Origin of the sequence: Bacteroides sp. DH3716P, assembly GCF_025914115.1 — a bacterium.
Taxonomy (GTDB): domain Bacteria; phylum Bacteroidota; class Bacteroidia; order Bacteroidales; family Bacteroidaceae; genus Bacteroides; species Bacteroides ovatus.
In genome coordinates, this window is sequence record NZ_CP083673.1 from 6,541,194 (window position 1) to 6,559,029 (window position 17,836).

The following is a 17,836-nucleotide window of genomic DNA, read 5'->3' on the forward strand; positions in this document are numbered from 1 at the left end:
CGAATGGTCAAGTACCGCCATGCTAACAGGCAGAGGACTGAACGACAGCTTTCCGCAAATCAAAGATTTGGGTATTTCATTAACTCCTCCGTCTGTTTTCTTGCCTTATCGCCCTCATTCCGCAGTCTTTTGATGCACGAAAAATCAGTTCCCGACAAGAGGAGCCGAAAGGCTTCAAAAGGAGGGAAGAAAAACAAGTTGAACAAATAATTTCTTTGCGTATGGAATTACACAGATTATCAGAAAACGAGCAGGCATTTGTCGAGTGCTTCTCACGGTTCGTAAACGGTCAGATGGGGTCAGCCGCCAAGGTAGGCAATGCCCTTGCAGATGACCATCGCTATCTTATCAACGAAAAGGGCAAGGTGGTGTTTGCCTTCTTGGAACGCCTTGCCAACGACTATCAAAAAGGTCGTTATGACCAGCGTGACGAGTGGGTGTGCCGATTGGCAGCAGAGGCCATCGAACACCTTGTAGAGAACAGAATGTATTACAGAACACTTAACAACGATTGACTATGGCAAGCAGATTGATTACACCCGTATTGGAGGAGATACTGAAATCCTATCCTCTGTATTCACAGGACGGCAAAGGCAAGGATGCCGTTTGTGTGGCAATATTCTTCATCGGACACGTCCGTTGGTTCGTACTTGAAGGACAGCCGGAAGGTAACGACACCACGTTGTTCACCATCGTATGCGGTCTGCATGAAACGGAGTATGGCTATACCTCCGTCAATGAAATGGAGAGCGTAAAGGTGGATGGCTCCAAATATGGAGTGGACGAGATATTTCAAGTGGAGCAGTTGGACGGCTTCAAGCCGGTGAAACTGAAGAGCATTCCAGACGAGGATTTACAAGCATTCCTTCATAATATGGAATGACCCCAAATTAAATCAGCCGCAGGGACATTACTCCTTGCGGCTGACTATTGTTAGTACCTACTATGAGTAGTAAAGCCTACGATTAGTATATACTACGATACTACTCTCATCTTCGGAAAGCGGACTTGGCAACGTGCTCCTCTTGTACCTCTTCCTTCTGGTACTCCTCCATGTCAAGCAGTTGCTCATACGCAGAGCTGATGTTTGCGTCCATAGAATGGTTGTGGCTGAAAGGGAAGGTATGCTTCACAGAGAGTCCTGCATTGGTCACAGTCCCCACATCCAGGCTATCCTTATCCTTGTTATATTGCAGGTTCAGCAAACCACCATTCGGCATTTGGAATATCGGCATTTTTCGCTGCGCCAATTCCGAAAACTCTTCGGCGGTCATCTCCCTCGCCACAGCCTTCACGTCCTCACTGGCACGTCCTATGCCATAGCGAGTGATNAATTCCGAAAACTCTTCGGCGGTCATCTCCCTCGCCACAGCCTTCACGTCCTCACTGGCACGTCCTATGCCATAGCGAGTGATATGGTCACGCACTTCTTGCTCCGTATGCTTCAGGAACACCTCATACGTACCGCCGACACTCCCGTTATAGACCACTGCAAAGTCCTTGTCCTCTATTAGCAGGTCATCGCCTCTGTTCTGGCACGGCTTCCTGTAGGTCTGCTCCTCGTCCATGCCGTTCCCGTCATAGTATTCCTTGGCAAGCGTCAGCAGTCCTTGATAGTCACCTTTCTCCTTTAGCTTATCCAGTTCCGATGTGTCATCCGTTGATTGGAGATAGGCGATGGAGGCATAATAGACGTTTTCTTTCGATTGTGAAGGCTCTGTCAGGCTTTTGTACTGGGCAAAAGCCTCCTGATAATTGGTGTCAAGGTCTTTGCCGTGGTCGTAAGGAACAGAGAGTTTCACTTCCAGACCGTTACTCGTCGGCACAGCAATCTTTACAGAGTCCTCCTTCTCATGATGCTGGATATATACAGCAGAACCATTATATGCCAAGACTGCATGGTCGCCGTCATCTATGGATAGATAACTTTTCCCTTGCCCGTTTTCCTGCTCAGCCTTTTTCTCCTGGTCTATCTCCATAGCAATCTTGTCGATATGCTGCGTGAGCATTGAGGTAGCTTTTTTCACATCGAGTAGCGTGGTCTTGATGAACTGCGGCGACTCCTTCAGCGAATCCAGCCAAGACTTCAAATAGGCAGCCGAATCTCCTTTCAGATGCTTCGTCATGCCATATCGCTGAGCGGTCAGCGCAGCCGTCAGTTCTGCCACCAGTTCCTCGCGTGCATACTCAGCCGAGCCGAAGGTAGCGGGCTTAATGCGGTCCAACTGTCCCTCCGCACCCGTGGAGTGTCCCATCTCGTGGAAAAGGTTCGAGTAGAAAGACTCCCCATCCTTGAATTGCCTTTTCTCAGGCATCACAATCTCATTCTTGCTGATGGAGAAATAGGCGGAATCGCCAAACATGGGTTTGATGGGACATATCCAACGGTTGTCCGCTATCATCCTATCCACGGGTTCAAAGGCAAACTGCTCGTCCTTCTCTACCTTGGGCATCGAGTATTCCTGTTCCAGTTTCTCCCAAAACTCTGGTCTGACCTCCTTCAAGTTGGTCTGCGCCACATTGAAGACATGGTAAGTCTGAAGTTTTGGATATACATTATACTTTTCGCGCTCCTCCTGAGAGAGCAGTTTGTAGTCCTCCCACTTGATGTGCTCCTTTGTTTCCTTATTGACCACCGTAAACGTGGTGAGCATCACAGGGAAAGAATGCTCACCCTTCAATACCGACACACGAGGCTTCTGTTCCTCGTTTTTCTTGCCAGTTTTGTTAAACTGCTGTATGCGGTCGAAGGTACAGAAGCGAGGAATCTTGTAGCCCTCCTTCTCGCAATGCAGGAGCAGCATCATAGCGTTCATGCCGTTATATTCTCGTCCGTTCAGGTTTTTCGGCCATTGCAGCGTGCCCTCGGTAAACCATGGCTTTTTCCATCCGTCTTTGCCCGACAGCGACTGAATACGCTCAATCATCATATCGGCAAACAGGTCGAGTGCCTTGTCTTCGGCACTNCATCCGTCTTTGCCCGACAGCGACTGAATACGCTCAATCATCATATCGGCAAACAGGTCGAGTGCCTTGTCTTCGGCACTCGGACCTTCCTTAGCATAAGCCTTTCCCATAGTCATTAACCGTTATAGGGCTGCGGAACATATTCGCTCATCTCCGACACTCGGCAGGAGAAGTCCAACTTGTCATTGAAGACACTGACAGACAATGCGCCCTTGATGTTCGCTTTCACACCCGGTTGCAGCCATGCCTCGCGTTTGCCATCGAAGAGGAAGAAACTTACCCAGATGTATTCAAATCCGTCCTGTACTTTCTCTGCGCTGAAAGCGGAGAACTGGCAGTACGGCACACCATTCTTGTCAGTCTTGTCCTCAATGCTCTTGCCCACCTTGCCGCGGAACTTCATCACGCCCTTGATGCAGTCCTCTGCCTCGGCAGGCTGGTGGCTGATACTGCCTGCCGACAGGTTGAAATAAAGGGCATCGCCCCGTTTCCTCGGTACCAATACACCGACTACCTCAATGTGCTCGCCAATGTTGCAGCTGCNTGCCGACAGGTTGAAATAAAGGGCATCGCCCCGTTTCCTCGGTACCAATACACCGACTACCTCAATGTGCTCGCCAATGTTGCAGCTGCCTACCTCCGTCAGTGTCCCGTCCTTGATGACCGACACCTCGATAGTCTTGTTAATCCCGCTCTTCGCCGGAATGACTATGTTCATGGCAAAGCTCACAAAGGCCTTGCCCTCCTTGTTCGTGCGGCAGGTCGCTGCCTTGCTGACCGTTCCGCACACTGTTACATTACATTTGATCATTGCTCGATACTTTTTGAATTATACATCTCCATTGTCCAAGTGAAATGTCTTCGCAATGTCAATAATCTCTTTTCAATCATCATATACNATTGCTCGATACTTTTTGAATTATACATCTCCATTGTCCAAGTGAAATGTCTTCGCAATGTCAATAATCTCTTTTCAATCATCATATACCGGCGCACGTATCAGTTCATAGACCATCCACGCTGCTACGATAAGTTGGAAGCCGAGATGGATGATGGCCACGGTCTGACCGAAAAGCCATTGGGTAAGCATGAAGTGCCCTGCCAGTGCTACCATACCCATCAACACTGTACACAGATGACATGCTATCCTTTTCATTTCCTTTGCAGATTTTGTTGTTGAGTCTCAGCCTCCATCCCTTGCTCGAAATTCTGCGAAGCCTGCTGTGTCGCCACGATGCCTGTCACCATTCCCGCAATCTTCGTCCGTTTGCTTTCCTCCGACAGATTGGCATTGCCCAAAATGAGCGATAGGCGGTTCATCTCCGAGGAAGTCAGTTCACGGTCAATTTTCACCGTACCGCTCTCTGCATGAAGCACAGCCTTGCCGTTCTCACCCACAGCGATGGTGCATTGCCTCATGCCTGGTACAAGCGAGGTCAAATCTACAAGCTGGTTGGCTGCCATGGCAGAGATGAATTCCTTTTGTCGTTCCTCATCCTTGCTGTCAATCTGCGCTGCCAACATCATCAGCGACATAAAGGTGGTCATCGCCATGTCGAGTATTGGATCATTCGTTCCAGAAATGCCCACGCCGCTGTCCTCTGAGGAAAGGAGTTTCTTCATCCAGTCCTCCGACGTAACCTTCTGCTCCTGCGGCACGTCACTTTTGTATTTCGCCAACAGGTCATTGCCGTTATGCAGGGCCTGTAGTTTGATGTTGCCTTTCTGTCCGATTTCTGCCAGATAAGCGGCTGGATCCATATCCCTTTTTGAGCCGTCAGCCGATACGCTCTTCACGCCAAAATGCAGATGCTCGCCAGTGGTTCGTGTGCCGGTATTTCCCGACACCCCCAACTTCTGTCCGGCATTGACCGTGTCGCCTACCTTTACTGCTATGTCGGAAAGATGCAGGTAGGAGCATTGCACCTTGCTGCCATCCTCACGGCTGTATTCCACGGTGACTGACTTTCCTCCTGCCGTGTTCGCATTATGGTTCACCGACACCACCTTGCCACCGTTCTCCGTAGCCAATACCGCCTCATGGTTCGTCTTGATGTCAATGCCCTTGTGCATCTGCTGCCTGGTGGCATCCATCGGGTCCTGGCGATTGCCGAAAGGCGAGGTGATGAAGAGAAATTCCTCTCGCTCTACAGGAAAGGAATACCCGGCAGACTGCGGTACATGGGCAGCAGGTTCTTCTCTGCGAGGATTATTCTCCACCCCGACCGACCGACCTTCTGCTCGCATCTCCGCCATCACCTCACGGTCATACTTGTCCAGTCCGTTGGCTTCAATGATGCGTTGCAGACTCGCTGCATAACCGCCGCCAGTGGCATAGCCAGCCTTCTCAATGCCCTTCGTCCATCCCTTGTAGTCGTCAGGTGAAAGCGTGAAGCACTGCGCATANTAACCGCCGCCAGTGGCATAGCCAGCCTTCTCAATGCCCTTCGTCCATCCCTTGTAGTCGTCAGGTGAAAGCGTGAAGCACTGCGCATAACGCTTGTTCTGCTTCAGGAACTGCGAGTGATGCTCATAGCTGTCACCCACGCTTTTGTACTTGCAGAACTTCTCATTAGGCTTGTCGTCCGTATAGACTCCATACTCACCGCCATTCTTCAGCCACGATGCCGTAGCCTTGATGCCGAAGTGATTGTTGCACTCGCGAGACAGTTGGCTCTGTCCGTTGCTGCTCTCCAGAATGGCTTGCGCCAAGATGACAGAGGCAGGAATCCCATACCTCCGCATCTGCTCTTTGGCTTCCTCCGCATATTGTGCGGCATACGCTGCATTCTTTCCCATAAGCCTATCTCCTTAGACTGGTGTGTTGTTCTGTTTCCTGGCTCTCCTGTGCCATCNGCCTCTTTTCCCGGCGACACCATCTCCGTGATTCCACGCTTCGACGATGTTGTCTGCTTCGGCATTTCCAACTGGTCACAGATGGCTACCCGTTCTCCCGCACGAATGAGCTTCGGCAGATAGGTGTCGAGGGCATGATATGGGAATCCTGCCATTGCCAACGGTTTGCCTTCATCATCCTTGCGCCCGTTGCTCTTCGTCAGCGTAATACCCAATATGTTGGAAGTCTTTACTGCATCATCCTTGTAGGTCTCATAGAAATCTCCGCAACGGAACAATAGAATGGCATCAGGATGCTTCTTTTTCAAGTCAAGATATTGTTGGACAAGGGGAGAGATAGCAGCCTGTTCTTTCTGGTCTGAGGGCTTATCTTCCTGCTGTGCCATATCTTTCTGTTCATCATGCTTCTCAACAGTTGCCGTCTCCGCTTGCTTCACCTCCGTCGCTTCTTCCTGCTTCTCCTGTGTACTTTGCTCGACGTTGTTGTCTTTCTGCAATACATCAGCAAACAGCGAGGCGGCAAGGCTCTGCTTGTATGAATCCCTGTCAGGAGCCACCCAAAGCCGTTGCCATTGTGACGGACTGACACTTCTCGGCTGCAGTTTCTTGCCATCGATAGTGGCTGCACACAGACATTCGCCCGACTTGGCACGGAACACTGCCACACGCTGGATGCGGTTCAAATCGACCTCCTGCTCATTGCCACCGAAAATATCTACCTTAAGGTCGGGGTTTGCCTCTGCCATGGCATAATACTTCTGCGCCAGTTCCTCACGCACACGCTCAATGTTGTCCATCGACTGCTTCAAGGTGGTGAAGAAATGATTGAGGTCTCCTTTGTCGGGATAGACGGCGAAGCCCTCCTTGCCTTCGGGCTTGATGTACAATGCCCACCGTTCCTTGTCATCCTTCACCAACTGTACATTGTCGAAACCAATGTCACGGCTGTGGGTTACGGCTTCAGAAGCATCCAATGAGGAAAGGTCTTCGATAGACCAGTTGCGCAGTCGCGATACCGTGATTTTCTTGTCGGCGAAATAACTGTCGTCGGGACGGAACCCCAAGGCTCCGTCGGGATTATAGAAACGCACGTTGTCATAACCCTCTTTCTGCAAGGCATTGGTGAAGCGTTGCTTGTTCATGCCCTTGATCTCGTTGTTTACCTCCAACGACGCACCCTGTGGCAGCACCACATCGGCGGTCTTGCTGGCATCATCACGCACGATGACCACAGTACGCTGCTCCTCGTTGGGATGCTGCTTGATTTCGTCTGCTACGAAGTAGTGGTTGGGCAACTGCACCTGTATCTGCGCCGTCTCTCGCTGATGCTGGTCGGTGGCATACTCCACCTTTTCACCCAGTTCGGCTTTCTTCAACACCTTCAGCGCACCGTTCACCTCACTCTCGATGGCATCAATCAGACAAGGGTCTTCCTTCAGTTCCCTCGTCCAATAGTCCACCATGCTAAGGCTGTCCTTTGACAGACGGGCAGGCAGTCCCAGTTCGAGCATCTTCACGCCCGAAGCTATCTCAGTGATGAGTCGTTCCTTCTTCACGGCATCCTCCGACGGGGCTTTGCCGTTCTTCATGACCATGCCCTCACGTGCCAACCGCTGCTGATGACCGGTGGCAGACACCAACTGACGCATCATCTCCTGTACATAGTCATTGTAGTGCTCGAAGTCACGCTGCCGTGGCAGGTAGATGACATCCTTCTCGGTGTCGTAGTGCGCCACACCCGTGCCGTCCTGACGTACATTCACGAGGTTGTCCTTCATCTTCTGAAGGAATCCGTTGACGCACCCATGCAGCTGCTTGTCCTCCTTGTCGCCATAACCTCTATCCTCCACCGTGCCATCCTTCTTCAATGCCGTAGTGTAGGCTGTTTCGTTAGCCATAGGCAGTAGCGTCTGGTCGATATTGAACAGCACACGGATCTCACGGTTTTTCACTCCCTTGTACTGCTGTTTGTCCTGTTCCGACAGTTCTGCGTATGCCTCCTTGGTGATGACATCGTCGGGATTGTTGCGGTTGACGTACTTATTCCAATTGTAATACAGGAACGGCACACCTTTCTCATGCTCCCTCACGCTCTCACCCCGTGCCTTCGCTTCGGAGAACTGCGTAAACAGATTGCTCTTGCAACCCTTGGCATCGGAGTCAAGGGCAAGGACAAGGGCATTGAACGGACTGACCGAAAAGCCCTTGGGATAGAGCTTCGGATAGAGTTTGCCGCTTGCATTCAACCAATGTCCCTTGGCATCCACCGCACTCGTCAGTGCCTCAGTGAGCAGCGACACCTGCTTCTCCGCCGTCCGCTTCTCAAATTCTGATTTCTCTTTCATGCTTTTATCTTTTTGTTTATCTCAATCACATTCTATAATTGGCTTACCAAGCCACCGTTCCCGACAATTTTGTTGTCGGGCTTCACTGTATTCCCCTCGCTCGCACCACGCTCTCCCGTGCCTGCTCCTCATACTGCACCGCTGCCACCTGCCGCATCTGGTCGTTCTTGGCGAGTATGGCGTTAGCCAGCGTATTCAGCGGCAATGCCCCCGACTGATGCGCCCCAATCACGCTGTCAGGCAGTTGGATGGTACAAGGTACATGGTCGATGTTGGCAACGAGACACCGCCCTTGCAGCATCGGGTTGCTGATGCGAGGATTGAGTGGTTCATCAGGATATTGGCGGTACTGAATGCGAGATGTAGCAGGACTAACTGTAGGTGCAATGCCTTCCTGCTGTTTCCTGCCCAGCACCTCATGTCCCGCTTTGTTGAGCAGATTGGCACCTCCCATACCCATCAGCAACATCTTCAGTATGGGATTTTTTACGAACATTCCAGCCACAATGGAGGCCAAAGGAAGGAGGCTATTGTCCATATTCAGCGATTTCGTCTTGCCCGTGAATAACCCAACCAGTACATCGGGCAGCATCGCCAACACATAGCCAAGGTTTTTGCCAATGTCTGAAAAGCCGTTCAGTCCGAAACTCTGCAATAGCCCGTCCCATCCGTTTCCATTTGTTTGCAAAGCCGTTTCCTCCTGTTGGGCTACAGATGGTGTTGCCTCTTCTGTCGATGAATCAGGAGTTTCCCGCGGTTCTGCTTTCTTCTCCTTCTCAGCCTCTGCATCCTGCCTCGCCTTAACCTCCAGATACTCGTCTTCCTGTCCAGGCGCAACTATCAAGGGTACATCCTTGTACTTGCCTGTACGTTTGGCAGCTTCGCTTCTCTGAGGATCAAGGAACGTACCTTTATTCCATGGGAAGGAGGTCTGCTCGGTTTGTTTCGTCCAATCCATAAATGTGATATTGCTCGTGGGAATCTTGTTCTTGAAATGGCTGTTGGTAGCCTTGATATAGCTGTTCTCNTGTTTCGTCCAATCCATAAATGTGATATTGCTCGTGGGAATCTTGTTCTTGAAATGGCTGTTGGTAGCCTTGATATAGCTGTTCTCGTGGTTCTTGATGACCTTTGCCTGCTTGCGGAATGAGGCGAAGACGTTGGTGTCCGTTCCAAAAACGCCTTTGCTGATACATTCCTCGACACTGACCTCTTGGCTGCTGCCTTTTTTGCTTAGGTGCTCCATGCCGACATTCATCACCATATCGATACCGACAAACTTGGCGAAGGTTGCCCATGAGCCAATCCCTCCCATGGCCACGACATCGGCACCCGCTCCGGCTGCCCATCCCGCTGCCTTCTCTGTTCGAGAGGGCTTATAGGCTGCCTCTCCTTTGGCTTCTATCTCTGCGGCAAGGGGTGACTTGTTCAGTTCGTAGGGCAGACCGAACAGACTGCTTTGTGCCGCCTTGCGGATGATATAGTCGGCAGAAGATGTTGGCATACGGTCTTTCACCATTTTTTCTATCATCAGCTGCTCCATGCGGTGATCGATATAGGCGTATGCCAAATCACAACCGAGTTGTTTAGAGAGTGCATCGTACCGCTCTCGTCCTATCTCCGTCACCACCGCCTTGCGCCATTCCTCAGCCATCACGGCAAGGTCACGCTGCATATCCTTGTTGCCGACAATAGCCTCCTTGCACATCGCCAGATAGTCTTCGGTGGTCTTGCTGTTCCACTTGCCTGTAATCTTCAGCGTGGCGTATGGGTCATCACCAGGCATATTGGCAGTGGCCAATGAGCGTAGGATGCCAGCCGTACTGTTGGAGTAGGCTCGCATCTCGTCTGCCTGTCTGTTGGACAAGTCCCGTTGCACCCTGCCCATCACGGGGGCAAGGTGACACCCGAAGTAGTCGCCCATCAGACGCTCTATCTCTGCGAATCGCTGACTGTTCTTAACTGCCATATACCTTGTTTATATATTATACTGCTGTAATATCTGTTCCTTTGTCTGCTCGATGGCATTGTGATATATCTCCATCTGCTTAGGATAGTGTTCCTCCAACCATGCGTCCTTGTCCACTTGGCNCTGTTCCTTTGTCTGCTCGATGGCATTGTGATATATCTCCATCTGCTTAGGATAGTGTTCCTCCAACCATGCGTCCTTGTCCACTTGGCAGTGGATGAACTGCACGGCCATACGTTCCTCAATCTCCACGGAGGGTTCCCCCTCTTCCTTACCATTGAACCATGCCTTTGTCCACCATCTCACGCCAGCCCGGTCGGGATAGACGCTCACTATCCTCGGAATGTCGAAGCTCTGGATATCCACGTCCAAGTCGGCAAGAGGGTCGATGATGCCGTCATGCGTCAGGGCTTGCTCTTGGAGTTTTTTTTTAACACCTCGTCCATCGTGGAGAGATATACCTGATGTCGCATGGCAAGATAGTTGAGAAAGTCGGCAATGAGCAGGTTCTGCACCTTAGTCGCCAAAGGCATACAGCGGTTGCCGATGCCCAAGGGATTAGCCATGCTCGGCATGGTCTCGTAGAAATAATGCTTGCTCGCTCCCAACGAGAAGATGTTTCTCAACGACTGCTCCGTATGTTCGGGCAGAGAGTATGCTCCTTGTTGAAGGTCCTCGAAGTAGGAGGGAAGGAAGCGGAGCATCAATGCCTCTATCTCCTGACGGTCGGTGTCGTAGGGTGAAGGGATGTTCATGTCCAGTTCATTGATGCCCATTTGGGAATTGTGCTCCAATGCCTTGATATTGCCGTAGAGCATGGTGAGGAACTCCAACGGATTGATTTCCTCTCCGTCAAACCTCACCTCCATGTGCAGCAGGTCGCCACTGATGGCGATGGTCTGACCGGCCTTGACGCTTTGGGAGAAGTTGGCGAAGACATTGGAGAGATGCCTGTAAGTCACTTCGTATTTGCCGTAGCGGATGGTCTGGTAGATGCCATGCTCCGCGTCCGACCCAATGGCAGAGACGGTTCCCGTTGCCACCGCCGACAGCAGGTAATGGTTCACTGAGAAGTCTATGCCGTGATGGAAGAATGTTTCTCCCGTCACGGGATTTTTCTGCTCTCCGTAACCCAAGGACATCTGCACGTCCTGCTTTATAGGCTCCTCAAACGGCATACAGTAGCCGCTCGATGAGCGCAGTATCATTTCTTCTGTATATCTCATATCACTGTATATTGGTTATCGTTTCATCCCTCTGCTTTGGGTCTCTGCTTCTTTCATGTTCTGCCCATGTGAAGACGTACCGCCTCTGTTAGGCAGAGTTTGCGCCACCTTAGAATTGTTCCCGATGATCATCGCTCCAAGCAGGGCACCCGCAATCTTGCTCATCCAACCAAAGCGTCCGAATACCATGAAGGCGGCAGCCACCAGTCCGACGATGCTCATACCCGACACGTTGCCCTTGCCGATATTGCCAAAGAGATTGCCTATCATGTCGCATCCTACGCCTCCGAACATATTCCTAAAGAAATCACTGATGCCGCTGAACTGGGTGTCCATCTTTCCGGCTACAGTGTTCACCGCATCAACGGCTTCACCAGCCTTGCCCGTCAGACGTTGCACATCGTTGGCGGTTTGTGCCACCGCTTCCGTGGCATTCTCGCCGATGACAGCATCACCTACGATGCGTGCCACGCTCTTGTCTGTGGTCAGCTTCTCCCATGTCACATAGCCTGCGGCACTACCCACTGCGGCCGTCTGCATAGCCTTGCCGGCTCCCATAAGGGTGCGTTGCGGGTGGAGTGCCGCACTGCCTAAGGTCTTTCCAGTTACTCCGATGACATGGCCAGTACCTCGTGCCGCCTTGCCACCATATTTCAATAATGAACTCCAAAATCCCATATCTTATCGTTTTTTAATCACGGTTTGACTTCGTCTTCTTCTGTCACGACTCGGCATAGCTCGAACAAGTTCGGCTCTGCTCTCGCTGCTCCATCAGTTTACGTTCTTGCCCACCTGCTTCCACCGCCTCTTGGCAGCCGCTGCTATCTCGGCTTTGTTCGCTTTGGTGGGTCTTGCCCCTTCGTCTATCTCCATCCAAACATCGCCCATGGTGGTGTATTTCACCGCCCTCGTCAGTCGCTTCAACTGCTTGTTCATCTTCTTCAGTTTGGGTCGGATGCCGAAGACTATCTCCACACGCTCCTTCTCGGTCATCTTGTTGCCCGACAGGCATACCGTGCGTATGTCATTAACTATCTCGATGCTGTTCATAATCAGCTCGCGGTATATCTTGTTGCGCTTGGCTGACAGGGCTACGGCAAGTCCGTTGGCAGGATGGGCATCCAACTGCGCCACCAATCCACCCATATTGTCCACCAACTGACCTATCTCGTGATAGAAACCATATATCTGTGCGGCATAGCTGACGATGGAACGGAAGGAGTCCAGATAGTTGTTGAACTCCCGCTGCAGGTCGGTAGTGGCTTCCACTTCCTCCTTGGTCCAGATATGGCCGGTGGATTGTAGCAGCATCACTTTCTCCTGATTCTTCAGTTCTTTCTCCGCCTTGTTGGTGTACATCAGAATCATCCCCGCAAGAGTCGGGTCGTTCTGCGCCCGCACTCCTGCAAAAGATGATATAAACATAAAAATGGCAATTGATATGAAATACTTCATGACTGATTCCTTTATCGTTAATCACTGATGGTCATACGTCCTGCTCTGCGCCATCTGCTAAGGGCTTGGGTGGCTATCTCTCCATTGCTTCGGTCTATCATCCCTGCCGTCACGCCGTTCCACACATCGGTCATGGTGTAATATCGTATAGACAGATAAAGACGATGCAGCTTCTTGCTGAAGGCACTCAGCTTGTCGTTCAGTGCCCACAGCGTCTTGCTCCTTTCCGCACCAGTCAGCATGTTCTCTTTGCCTCCTTTGGCGACTGCATCTTTCAGCAGTGTGAAGACGGACACCAATTCCGTGGCGGTCTCCATATACAGGTTGTTCATCGAGAGGGTGGCAACGATGCCTTGCGGATTATTGTTGATGGCCTTGCGCATCTTACACAAGGTGATGAATATCTTCACTCCATCGTCGTACAGATAGGTACAGGCTTTGAGGGAAGAGGCATAACCACTGGCGGTTTTCAGATAACTGTTGTACTTCTTCTCCCATTCGTGTATCTTGGTGAACTCTGCGGCGATGGTATTCTGCAACAGGGCAGTCTTGGTCTGACCTTTGATTTCCTTCTCTATCTCACCGTTGATGGCTTCGTTGCCCTCTGCTAATGCCATCCATTCCAAAGGGTTGGCAGTCACAATCTGTGCATGGGCTGACGGCACGCTCAGTACCAATGCCACGACAATGAACCAAATCTTATCTATTCGTAATCTCATATACGCCCTTTCTTCGTTTGTTCGTTTCTACTCTTGTTCGTATCACACTCACCACGTCATAGCTGTTGCTGATGCCGGTCATTTCCAGTTTCGGTGTCGTTCTATCCATCGACAACACGGTCACGCTTTTCAGTCCGCATAACTGTTGTATCAATGTCTGATGCTCGGCAAAGTCCACCACTCGGTACAACTCCATGTAGTTCACGCTCCGCTGAAACACTCCGTGCTCACAGATGAGTTGCTCGCTCCCGATATGGTAGCGGATACTCCTCAGATAGATGAATCGGTAGAGTAAACAGAGGGAGAACAGGAGGCTGAAGACAAGCAACAGGGTACTATATGCACAACCGGGCAATCCTCCGATTAGGAGCATTGCCACGCACAACAGCAACAGAGGCAGTTCGTTGATGAAAAACTGTCCGATGCTGGGGCACAAGGTGATGATGCTATTATCTTCTTGTCTCATACGCTTCTATGATATGTGTTCTTTTCTTCTTTTTCCCTTTGTTTCTCTGCCTTGCCGGCTGCGATAAACTCGGCATAGTCGAAGGTATCTGGTTCGCCCTTGGCAATCAGTTCTGCTGATTTCTTGTTGAGCAGCGCATCGTTCCAGTCCTTGTAGCAACCCAATGGATGATAGGCTTGCACATGCTCGTGACGGAAGCCCATCTCTGCTGCCACCTTCCTGAAGTTTGCAACAAACTGCCGCCCTGCATCGTCCTTGTCAAAACCCAAATAGTGCCGTGCGTTGGGAGTAACGGACAGAAGTCCTCGCATCTGTCCCTCGGTGGGTGTGCCGCCCGTAGATACATACACCATCTTTACAGGATTTATCTGATACTCTGCCATGGCATCGTAGGCACTCTCAAACCATACAATTTCGCTTGCTTTATCCAACGGCTCGCCCGTGAGGTTGGCAATCCACAGTCCTTCACTGCTGTTGCTTCCTTCTGCCTTGCCCTTGTAACCGCCGCTACCGTCCATCTTCGGTCGTCCTCGTTCCTCAAAGCCCACAGTCTTGTCGGGTGTCTTGGGCAGTACAAGCGGAAAGGCAAGGTTGGCAAAGGTAAGTCCATCCGTCCGATGCTTAGTAGCCAGACAGAAATGCCGATGAAAAGCATACTGCGTATAGAGGTCGATGCCTCGGAACTTAAAATAGGGATAAAACCTTTTCTGCGTTTCCCTGTCCTGCGGATTGAACTTGTGGATGTCGTAGTCATTCAGGTTGAATGGCTTTCCGTCCTTTCTTGGTTCTGTAATCTTCGATGGTCTGTCCTCTATGGGTTGGTTGAGCAGTCGGTTGCAGACGAGGTTGACGAGTCGGTCAGGAGACATTCCCACCTTGTTCTCTGAAAACATTTCTGGATGCTCCTTGATGAACGAAATGACATTATACACCTTCTGCTGCGGTGGTTGGAAGCAACATTTCCCATTCTGCGTGACAATGAACTTATCACCACGCACCCGTCTGCCCTCACTGTCAGTACGCACATACGACGGATAACGCAAGCCATCTCTCTTGTTCAGATGATACCCTGCGTCCACCAGTACTTCCTGTATGCTCAACCTGTCCAGAAAGTCATCGTATGTCAGTTCACTACTCATTATAAATTATAAATTGTAAATTATACATTGTTAATATCCTCTCCTTATCTCCGTGGCAACATGATTTGCTTCTGCCTCAAAGTACCTTGCCGCAATCTCCTGTGGCGAATCCACTCCCGGTTTGAAGTAAGGACGTGGACCGCCATGATGCTCTGCATAGAACTCCGGGGCTGGATGGTGATGATGGTGGCTTATGTCATGCGCCACCTCTGCTGTAACGACTGCTCCTGCCGTCAGAGCCGCCAATATCTTCGTGCCCAGTCCGGCGTTGGTTTCGGGGCGTGTCTTCATATCCACTTCACTGAAAACCTTGGAGAAGAGTTTCATGCGATGGTAGTCATCCACCGCCAAGAACTTGTCGTAGTCCTTCTGCTTGATTTCGTGCGTGATGGCTTCTCCATTGATAATGGCGGTCATGCGATACTTATCTTCGCCTTTCTTATCTCCCTCCATCGGAGGCACTTTCTCCACCATGATGTCACCGACTTTCACTTCACGCCCATGCGCTCCCTCACGATACCAACCCTTGTTCTCATTAATCAAGGCAAGGTCTTCACCTCTCACCATGGCATCGCCTTGCAACACGTCACGTCTGACAGTCTCGTCCTCTTCCAACGGAAGCAACCGTTCCTCGTCTTGTTGCTGACGCTGCTGCAACTCCTGTTCAAGTTCGGGATGCAGATGCAGGTCGATGCGCTCCTTGCTATTCAGTGTGTCCATCAGGATTTTGTCAGCAAAGTCGTCCTTGATGATGCCATTCAGCAGTTCCAAGCGTTGAACGACGGGCACTTCCTTGATGGAGTTGGAGGTGAGTTTCTTCAGTTCCTCATCTGTCAGGTCATACACCATGTCGGCATTGACGCTGTTCGACTGAATGGTCAGCGTCTTCGCATTCTCATCAATGATGATGCCATGCGATGCCAGACACTCCTGCCACTTCTCATTGGTGAAATAGACAGGCGAGGTAATCAGTTCCTTATAAGGCTTGGCTGGCTCCGTGCTTCTCGTGCGGCTGATGGAAGGCATTATGATTCCCTCCAAATCTTTCAGCACATCCTGTTGCTGAGGGCTATAACTCTGTTGCTGTCCCTTATAATAGAACCCATAACCGCCGCTCTGCAATTCGCCAGGCTTCATTCTGCCGTCCCAACGTTCAGGCACAATCGGGGCTTCGGGGAAGAACAATCGTCCTCCAACTCTGCGAAGATGGAATCCCTCCTGACTGCGTGGTGTCCAACCTAAAAAGGGTGGTGGCATATCGATGCGCCCCATCCGTCCATACTCGCCGATACCAACACGATAGCCGTGCAGCCCCATAGCTACACGACCGTTGGCATTGCGTGCATGAACGAAGTTCTTGGGCATATAGAAGTCGTTGCCCACAATGCCCGTAAAGGTATTGTAGGCTAACTTGTTGGCATGATTCGTACCCCAGTCGGTCAGAGCCAACATCTGCTTCTCGGTGATGTTATAGGTAAGCAGCGGACTGTCATGCCCTTGCACCACAAGCTGATAGCCGCTGCCATTACTCACCACATGAGCCTGCATACCATTGCGCATGAGCAAGTCACGCATCTCTGGTTGCAGGTCCATCTGTTGGGGATTCGTATTCTTTCTTATCGCCATACTTATTCTTCACTCTTCATTCTTCACTCTTCATTTATCATGCTTCACCGTTCTCTATTGCCTTCTCCAGTTCCTCATCTTTGTGATGGACAAACTGCTCCGCACTCTCTTCACAAATGCAGAGTCCGTTGTTCAGACAATAGCTCTCATATTCTTCCTGCCATTCAGCAGAATGATGGTTGACATACTCCAACCAACCGTACTCGCCGCTCTGTATCTTCTCGACGAGCACATCCTCTGGATAATATTTATTTGATGCCATATACTTATTATATTATGTGTAGATTATTTGTGCATGGAAAAAGAGGCGCGGTTGCGCTCTCCATTCTTCTTCTGCTCATTCCAAAGTTCTTCCGTGTATTCCTCTTCAGGCACATAGTCAAGATTACCGTCATCGCCCATTACCCAACAGCCATAGCACCCGAAGGTGTATTTGTCCCACTCTCGCTTGGTGTTCTCCTTCCACTTCTGACTGTCGCCTTGATTAATCCTTATGCCGGTCTTATCGTTCAGGTCAATACCCACCGTCACCTGTTCGTCCTCCATGATGAGCGTGAGCGGCTCACCCTTCTGCATCACGGTCAGTTCTGCCGAACTCAGTTTCAGTTCATCCTTCAGCACCTCCAAGTTGCGCCCGATGACAGGCGTAGGTACCGACATCACCTGATTGGTCTCCGTGTCAATCTGCACGAAAGCCTTGCTGCTCCTGCCATCAGCATCCTTAACATCGGCAAGGATAGCCTTTCCAGCCAGCAAGTCCTCCTGCTGTTCCTGAGTAAAAGCCTCCAATGGTGATTTCTCCAACTGCGGATAGAAGACCACATCCACCTTGCCGTCCTCCATACGGACCAACGCAAATCGGGTGCGGCTCTTCAATGTCTCGCCCTCATCATTATTCACCTGAATGGGCAGCAACGGTGAACGTCGTCCCTGACCAATATCTTCCAACGCCCACATGGGCAGGTCTTCAATCTTCTCTTGTGTGAGACCAAAACGAGCCAGTGTCTGATAAGGCACCTCGCTCTCTTCAAATCGTACTTGCTTCATACTTTAACTTTGAATTTGAAA

The 17,836-nt window shown here is 50.8% G+C and carries 16 protein-coding genes and 2 pseudogenes; 2 read left to right on the plus strand and 16 right to left on the minus strand.

The features are described 5' to 3' along the window. Positions 1-221 precede the first annotated feature (221 nt). Positions 222-515, plus strand: coding sequence for a hypothetical protein (locus tag KQP79_RS25265; protein WP_005816271.1), 294 nt, complete (start codon positions 222-224; stop codon positions 513-515). A gap of 2 nt (positions 516-517) precedes the next feature. After that, positions 518-883, plus strand: coding sequence for a DUF2958 domain-containing protein (locus KQP79_RS25270; RefSeq protein WP_005816269.1), 366 nt, complete (start codon positions 518-520; stop codon positions 881-883). 106 nt (positions 884-989) lie between these two features. On the opposite strand, the gene KQP79_RS25275 is transcribed toward KQP79_RS25270, so the two are convergent. From KQP79_RS25275 to KQP79_RS25350, 16 genes and pseudogenes are all read right to left on the minus strand, one after another. Continuing rightward, the gene (locus KQP79_RS25275; protein ID WP_264386649.1) at positions 990-3,008 is read right to left on the minus strand and encodes a zincin-like metallopeptidase domain-containing protein; all 2,019 of its coding nucleotides are present in this window, start codon (positions 3,006-3,008) and stop codon (positions 990-992) included. A 74-nt stretch (positions 3,009-3,082) separates the two neighbouring features. Further along, the gene (locus KQP79_RS25280) at positions 3,083-3,778 is read right to left on the minus strand and encodes a hypothetical protein (protein WP_264386583.1); all 696 of its coding nucleotides are present in this window, start codon (positions 3,776-3,778) and stop codon (positions 3,083-3,085) included. Positions 3,779-3,940: 162 nt separating this feature from the next. Then, positions 3,941-4,123 (minus strand): hypothetical protein, encoded by a 183-nt coding sequence (locus KQP79_RS25285; RefSeq protein ID WP_234138189.1) that lies wholly within the window; start codon positions 4,121-4,123, stop codon positions 3,941-3,943. Further along, complete coding sequence (locus tag KQP79_RS25290; protein WP_264386584.1) at positions 4,120-5,766, minus strand: glucosaminidase domain-containing protein; 1,647 nt, start codon at positions 5,764-5,766, stop codon at positions 4,120-4,122. The genes KQP79_RS25285 and KQP79_RS25290 overlap by 4 nt, the downstream gene beginning before the upstream one ends. An 80-nt stretch (positions 5,767-5,846) precedes the next feature. Next, a pseudogene (locus KQP79_RS25295) lies at positions 5,847-8,168 on the minus strand (zincin-like metallopeptidase domain-containing protein); the annotation flags it as partial. Positions 8,169-8,250: 82 nt separating this feature from the next. Beyond that, positions 8,251-10,137 (minus strand): hypothetical protein, encoded by a 1,887-nt coding sequence (locus KQP79_RS25300; protein ID WP_264386585.1) that lies wholly within the window; start codon positions 10,135-10,137, stop codon positions 8,251-8,253. A gap of 123 nt (positions 10,138-10,260) precedes the next feature. Then, positions 10,261-10,509 (minus strand): annotated as a pseudogene (locus KQP79_RS25305) (hypothetical protein); the annotation flags it as partial. Positions 10,510-10,541: 32 nt separating this feature from the next. Further along, the gene (locus KQP79_RS25310; protein WP_005816253.1) at positions 10,542-11,363 is read right to left on the minus strand and encodes a M23 family metallopeptidase; all 822 of its coding nucleotides are present in this window, start codon (positions 11,361-11,363) and stop codon (positions 10,542-10,544) included. Positions 11,364-11,378: 15 nt separating this feature from the next. After that, positions 11,379-12,041 (minus strand): hypothetical protein, encoded by a 663-nt coding sequence (locus tag KQP79_RS25315; protein WP_005816251.1) that lies wholly within the window; start codon positions 12,039-12,041, stop codon positions 11,379-11,381. Between the two features lie 93 nt (positions 12,042-12,134). Continuing rightward, positions 12,135-12,818 (minus strand): hypothetical protein, encoded by a 684-nt coding sequence (locus KQP79_RS25320; protein WP_005816248.1) that lies wholly within the window; start codon positions 12,816-12,818, stop codon positions 12,135-12,137. A gap of 17 nt (positions 12,819-12,835) precedes the next feature. Continuing rightward, positions 12,836-13,537 (minus strand): hypothetical protein, encoded by a 702-nt coding sequence (locus KQP79_RS25325; protein WP_005816246.1) that lies wholly within the window; start codon positions 13,535-13,537, stop codon positions 12,836-12,838. Continuing rightward, positions 13,518-14,003, minus strand: coding sequence for a PH domain-containing protein (locus tag KQP79_RS25330; RefSeq protein WP_005816244.1), 486 nt, complete (start codon positions 14,001-14,003; stop codon positions 13,518-13,520). The genes KQP79_RS25325 and KQP79_RS25330 overlap by 20 nt, the downstream gene beginning before the upstream one ends. Then, positions 14,000-15,142 (minus strand): toprim domain-containing protein, encoded by a 1,143-nt coding sequence (locus KQP79_RS25335; RefSeq protein ID WP_005816242.1) that lies wholly within the window; start codon positions 15,140-15,142, stop codon positions 14,000-14,002. Before KQP79_RS25335 ends, KQP79_RS25330 begins: the two co-directional genes overlap by 4 nt. A gap of 30 nt (positions 15,143-15,172) precedes the next feature. Next, complete coding sequence (locus tag KQP79_RS25340; protein ID WP_005816239.1) at positions 15,173-16,768, minus strand: hypothetical protein; 1,596 nt, start codon at positions 16,766-16,768, stop codon at positions 15,173-15,175. 37 nt (positions 16,769-16,805) lie between these two features. Next, positions 16,806-17,030: a hypothetical protein gene (locus KQP79_RS25345; RefSeq protein WP_005816237.1), complete on the minus strand. Its 225-nt coding sequence runs from the start codon at positions 17,028-17,030 to the stop codon at positions 16,806-16,808. Between the two features lie 23 nt (positions 17,031-17,053). After that, entirely contained in the window at positions 17,054-17,815 is a 762-nt protein-coding gene (locus tag KQP79_RS25350; protein ID WP_005816235.1) for a DUF4099 domain-containing protein, read from the minus strand. Positions 17,816-17,836: the final 21 nt, after the last annotated feature.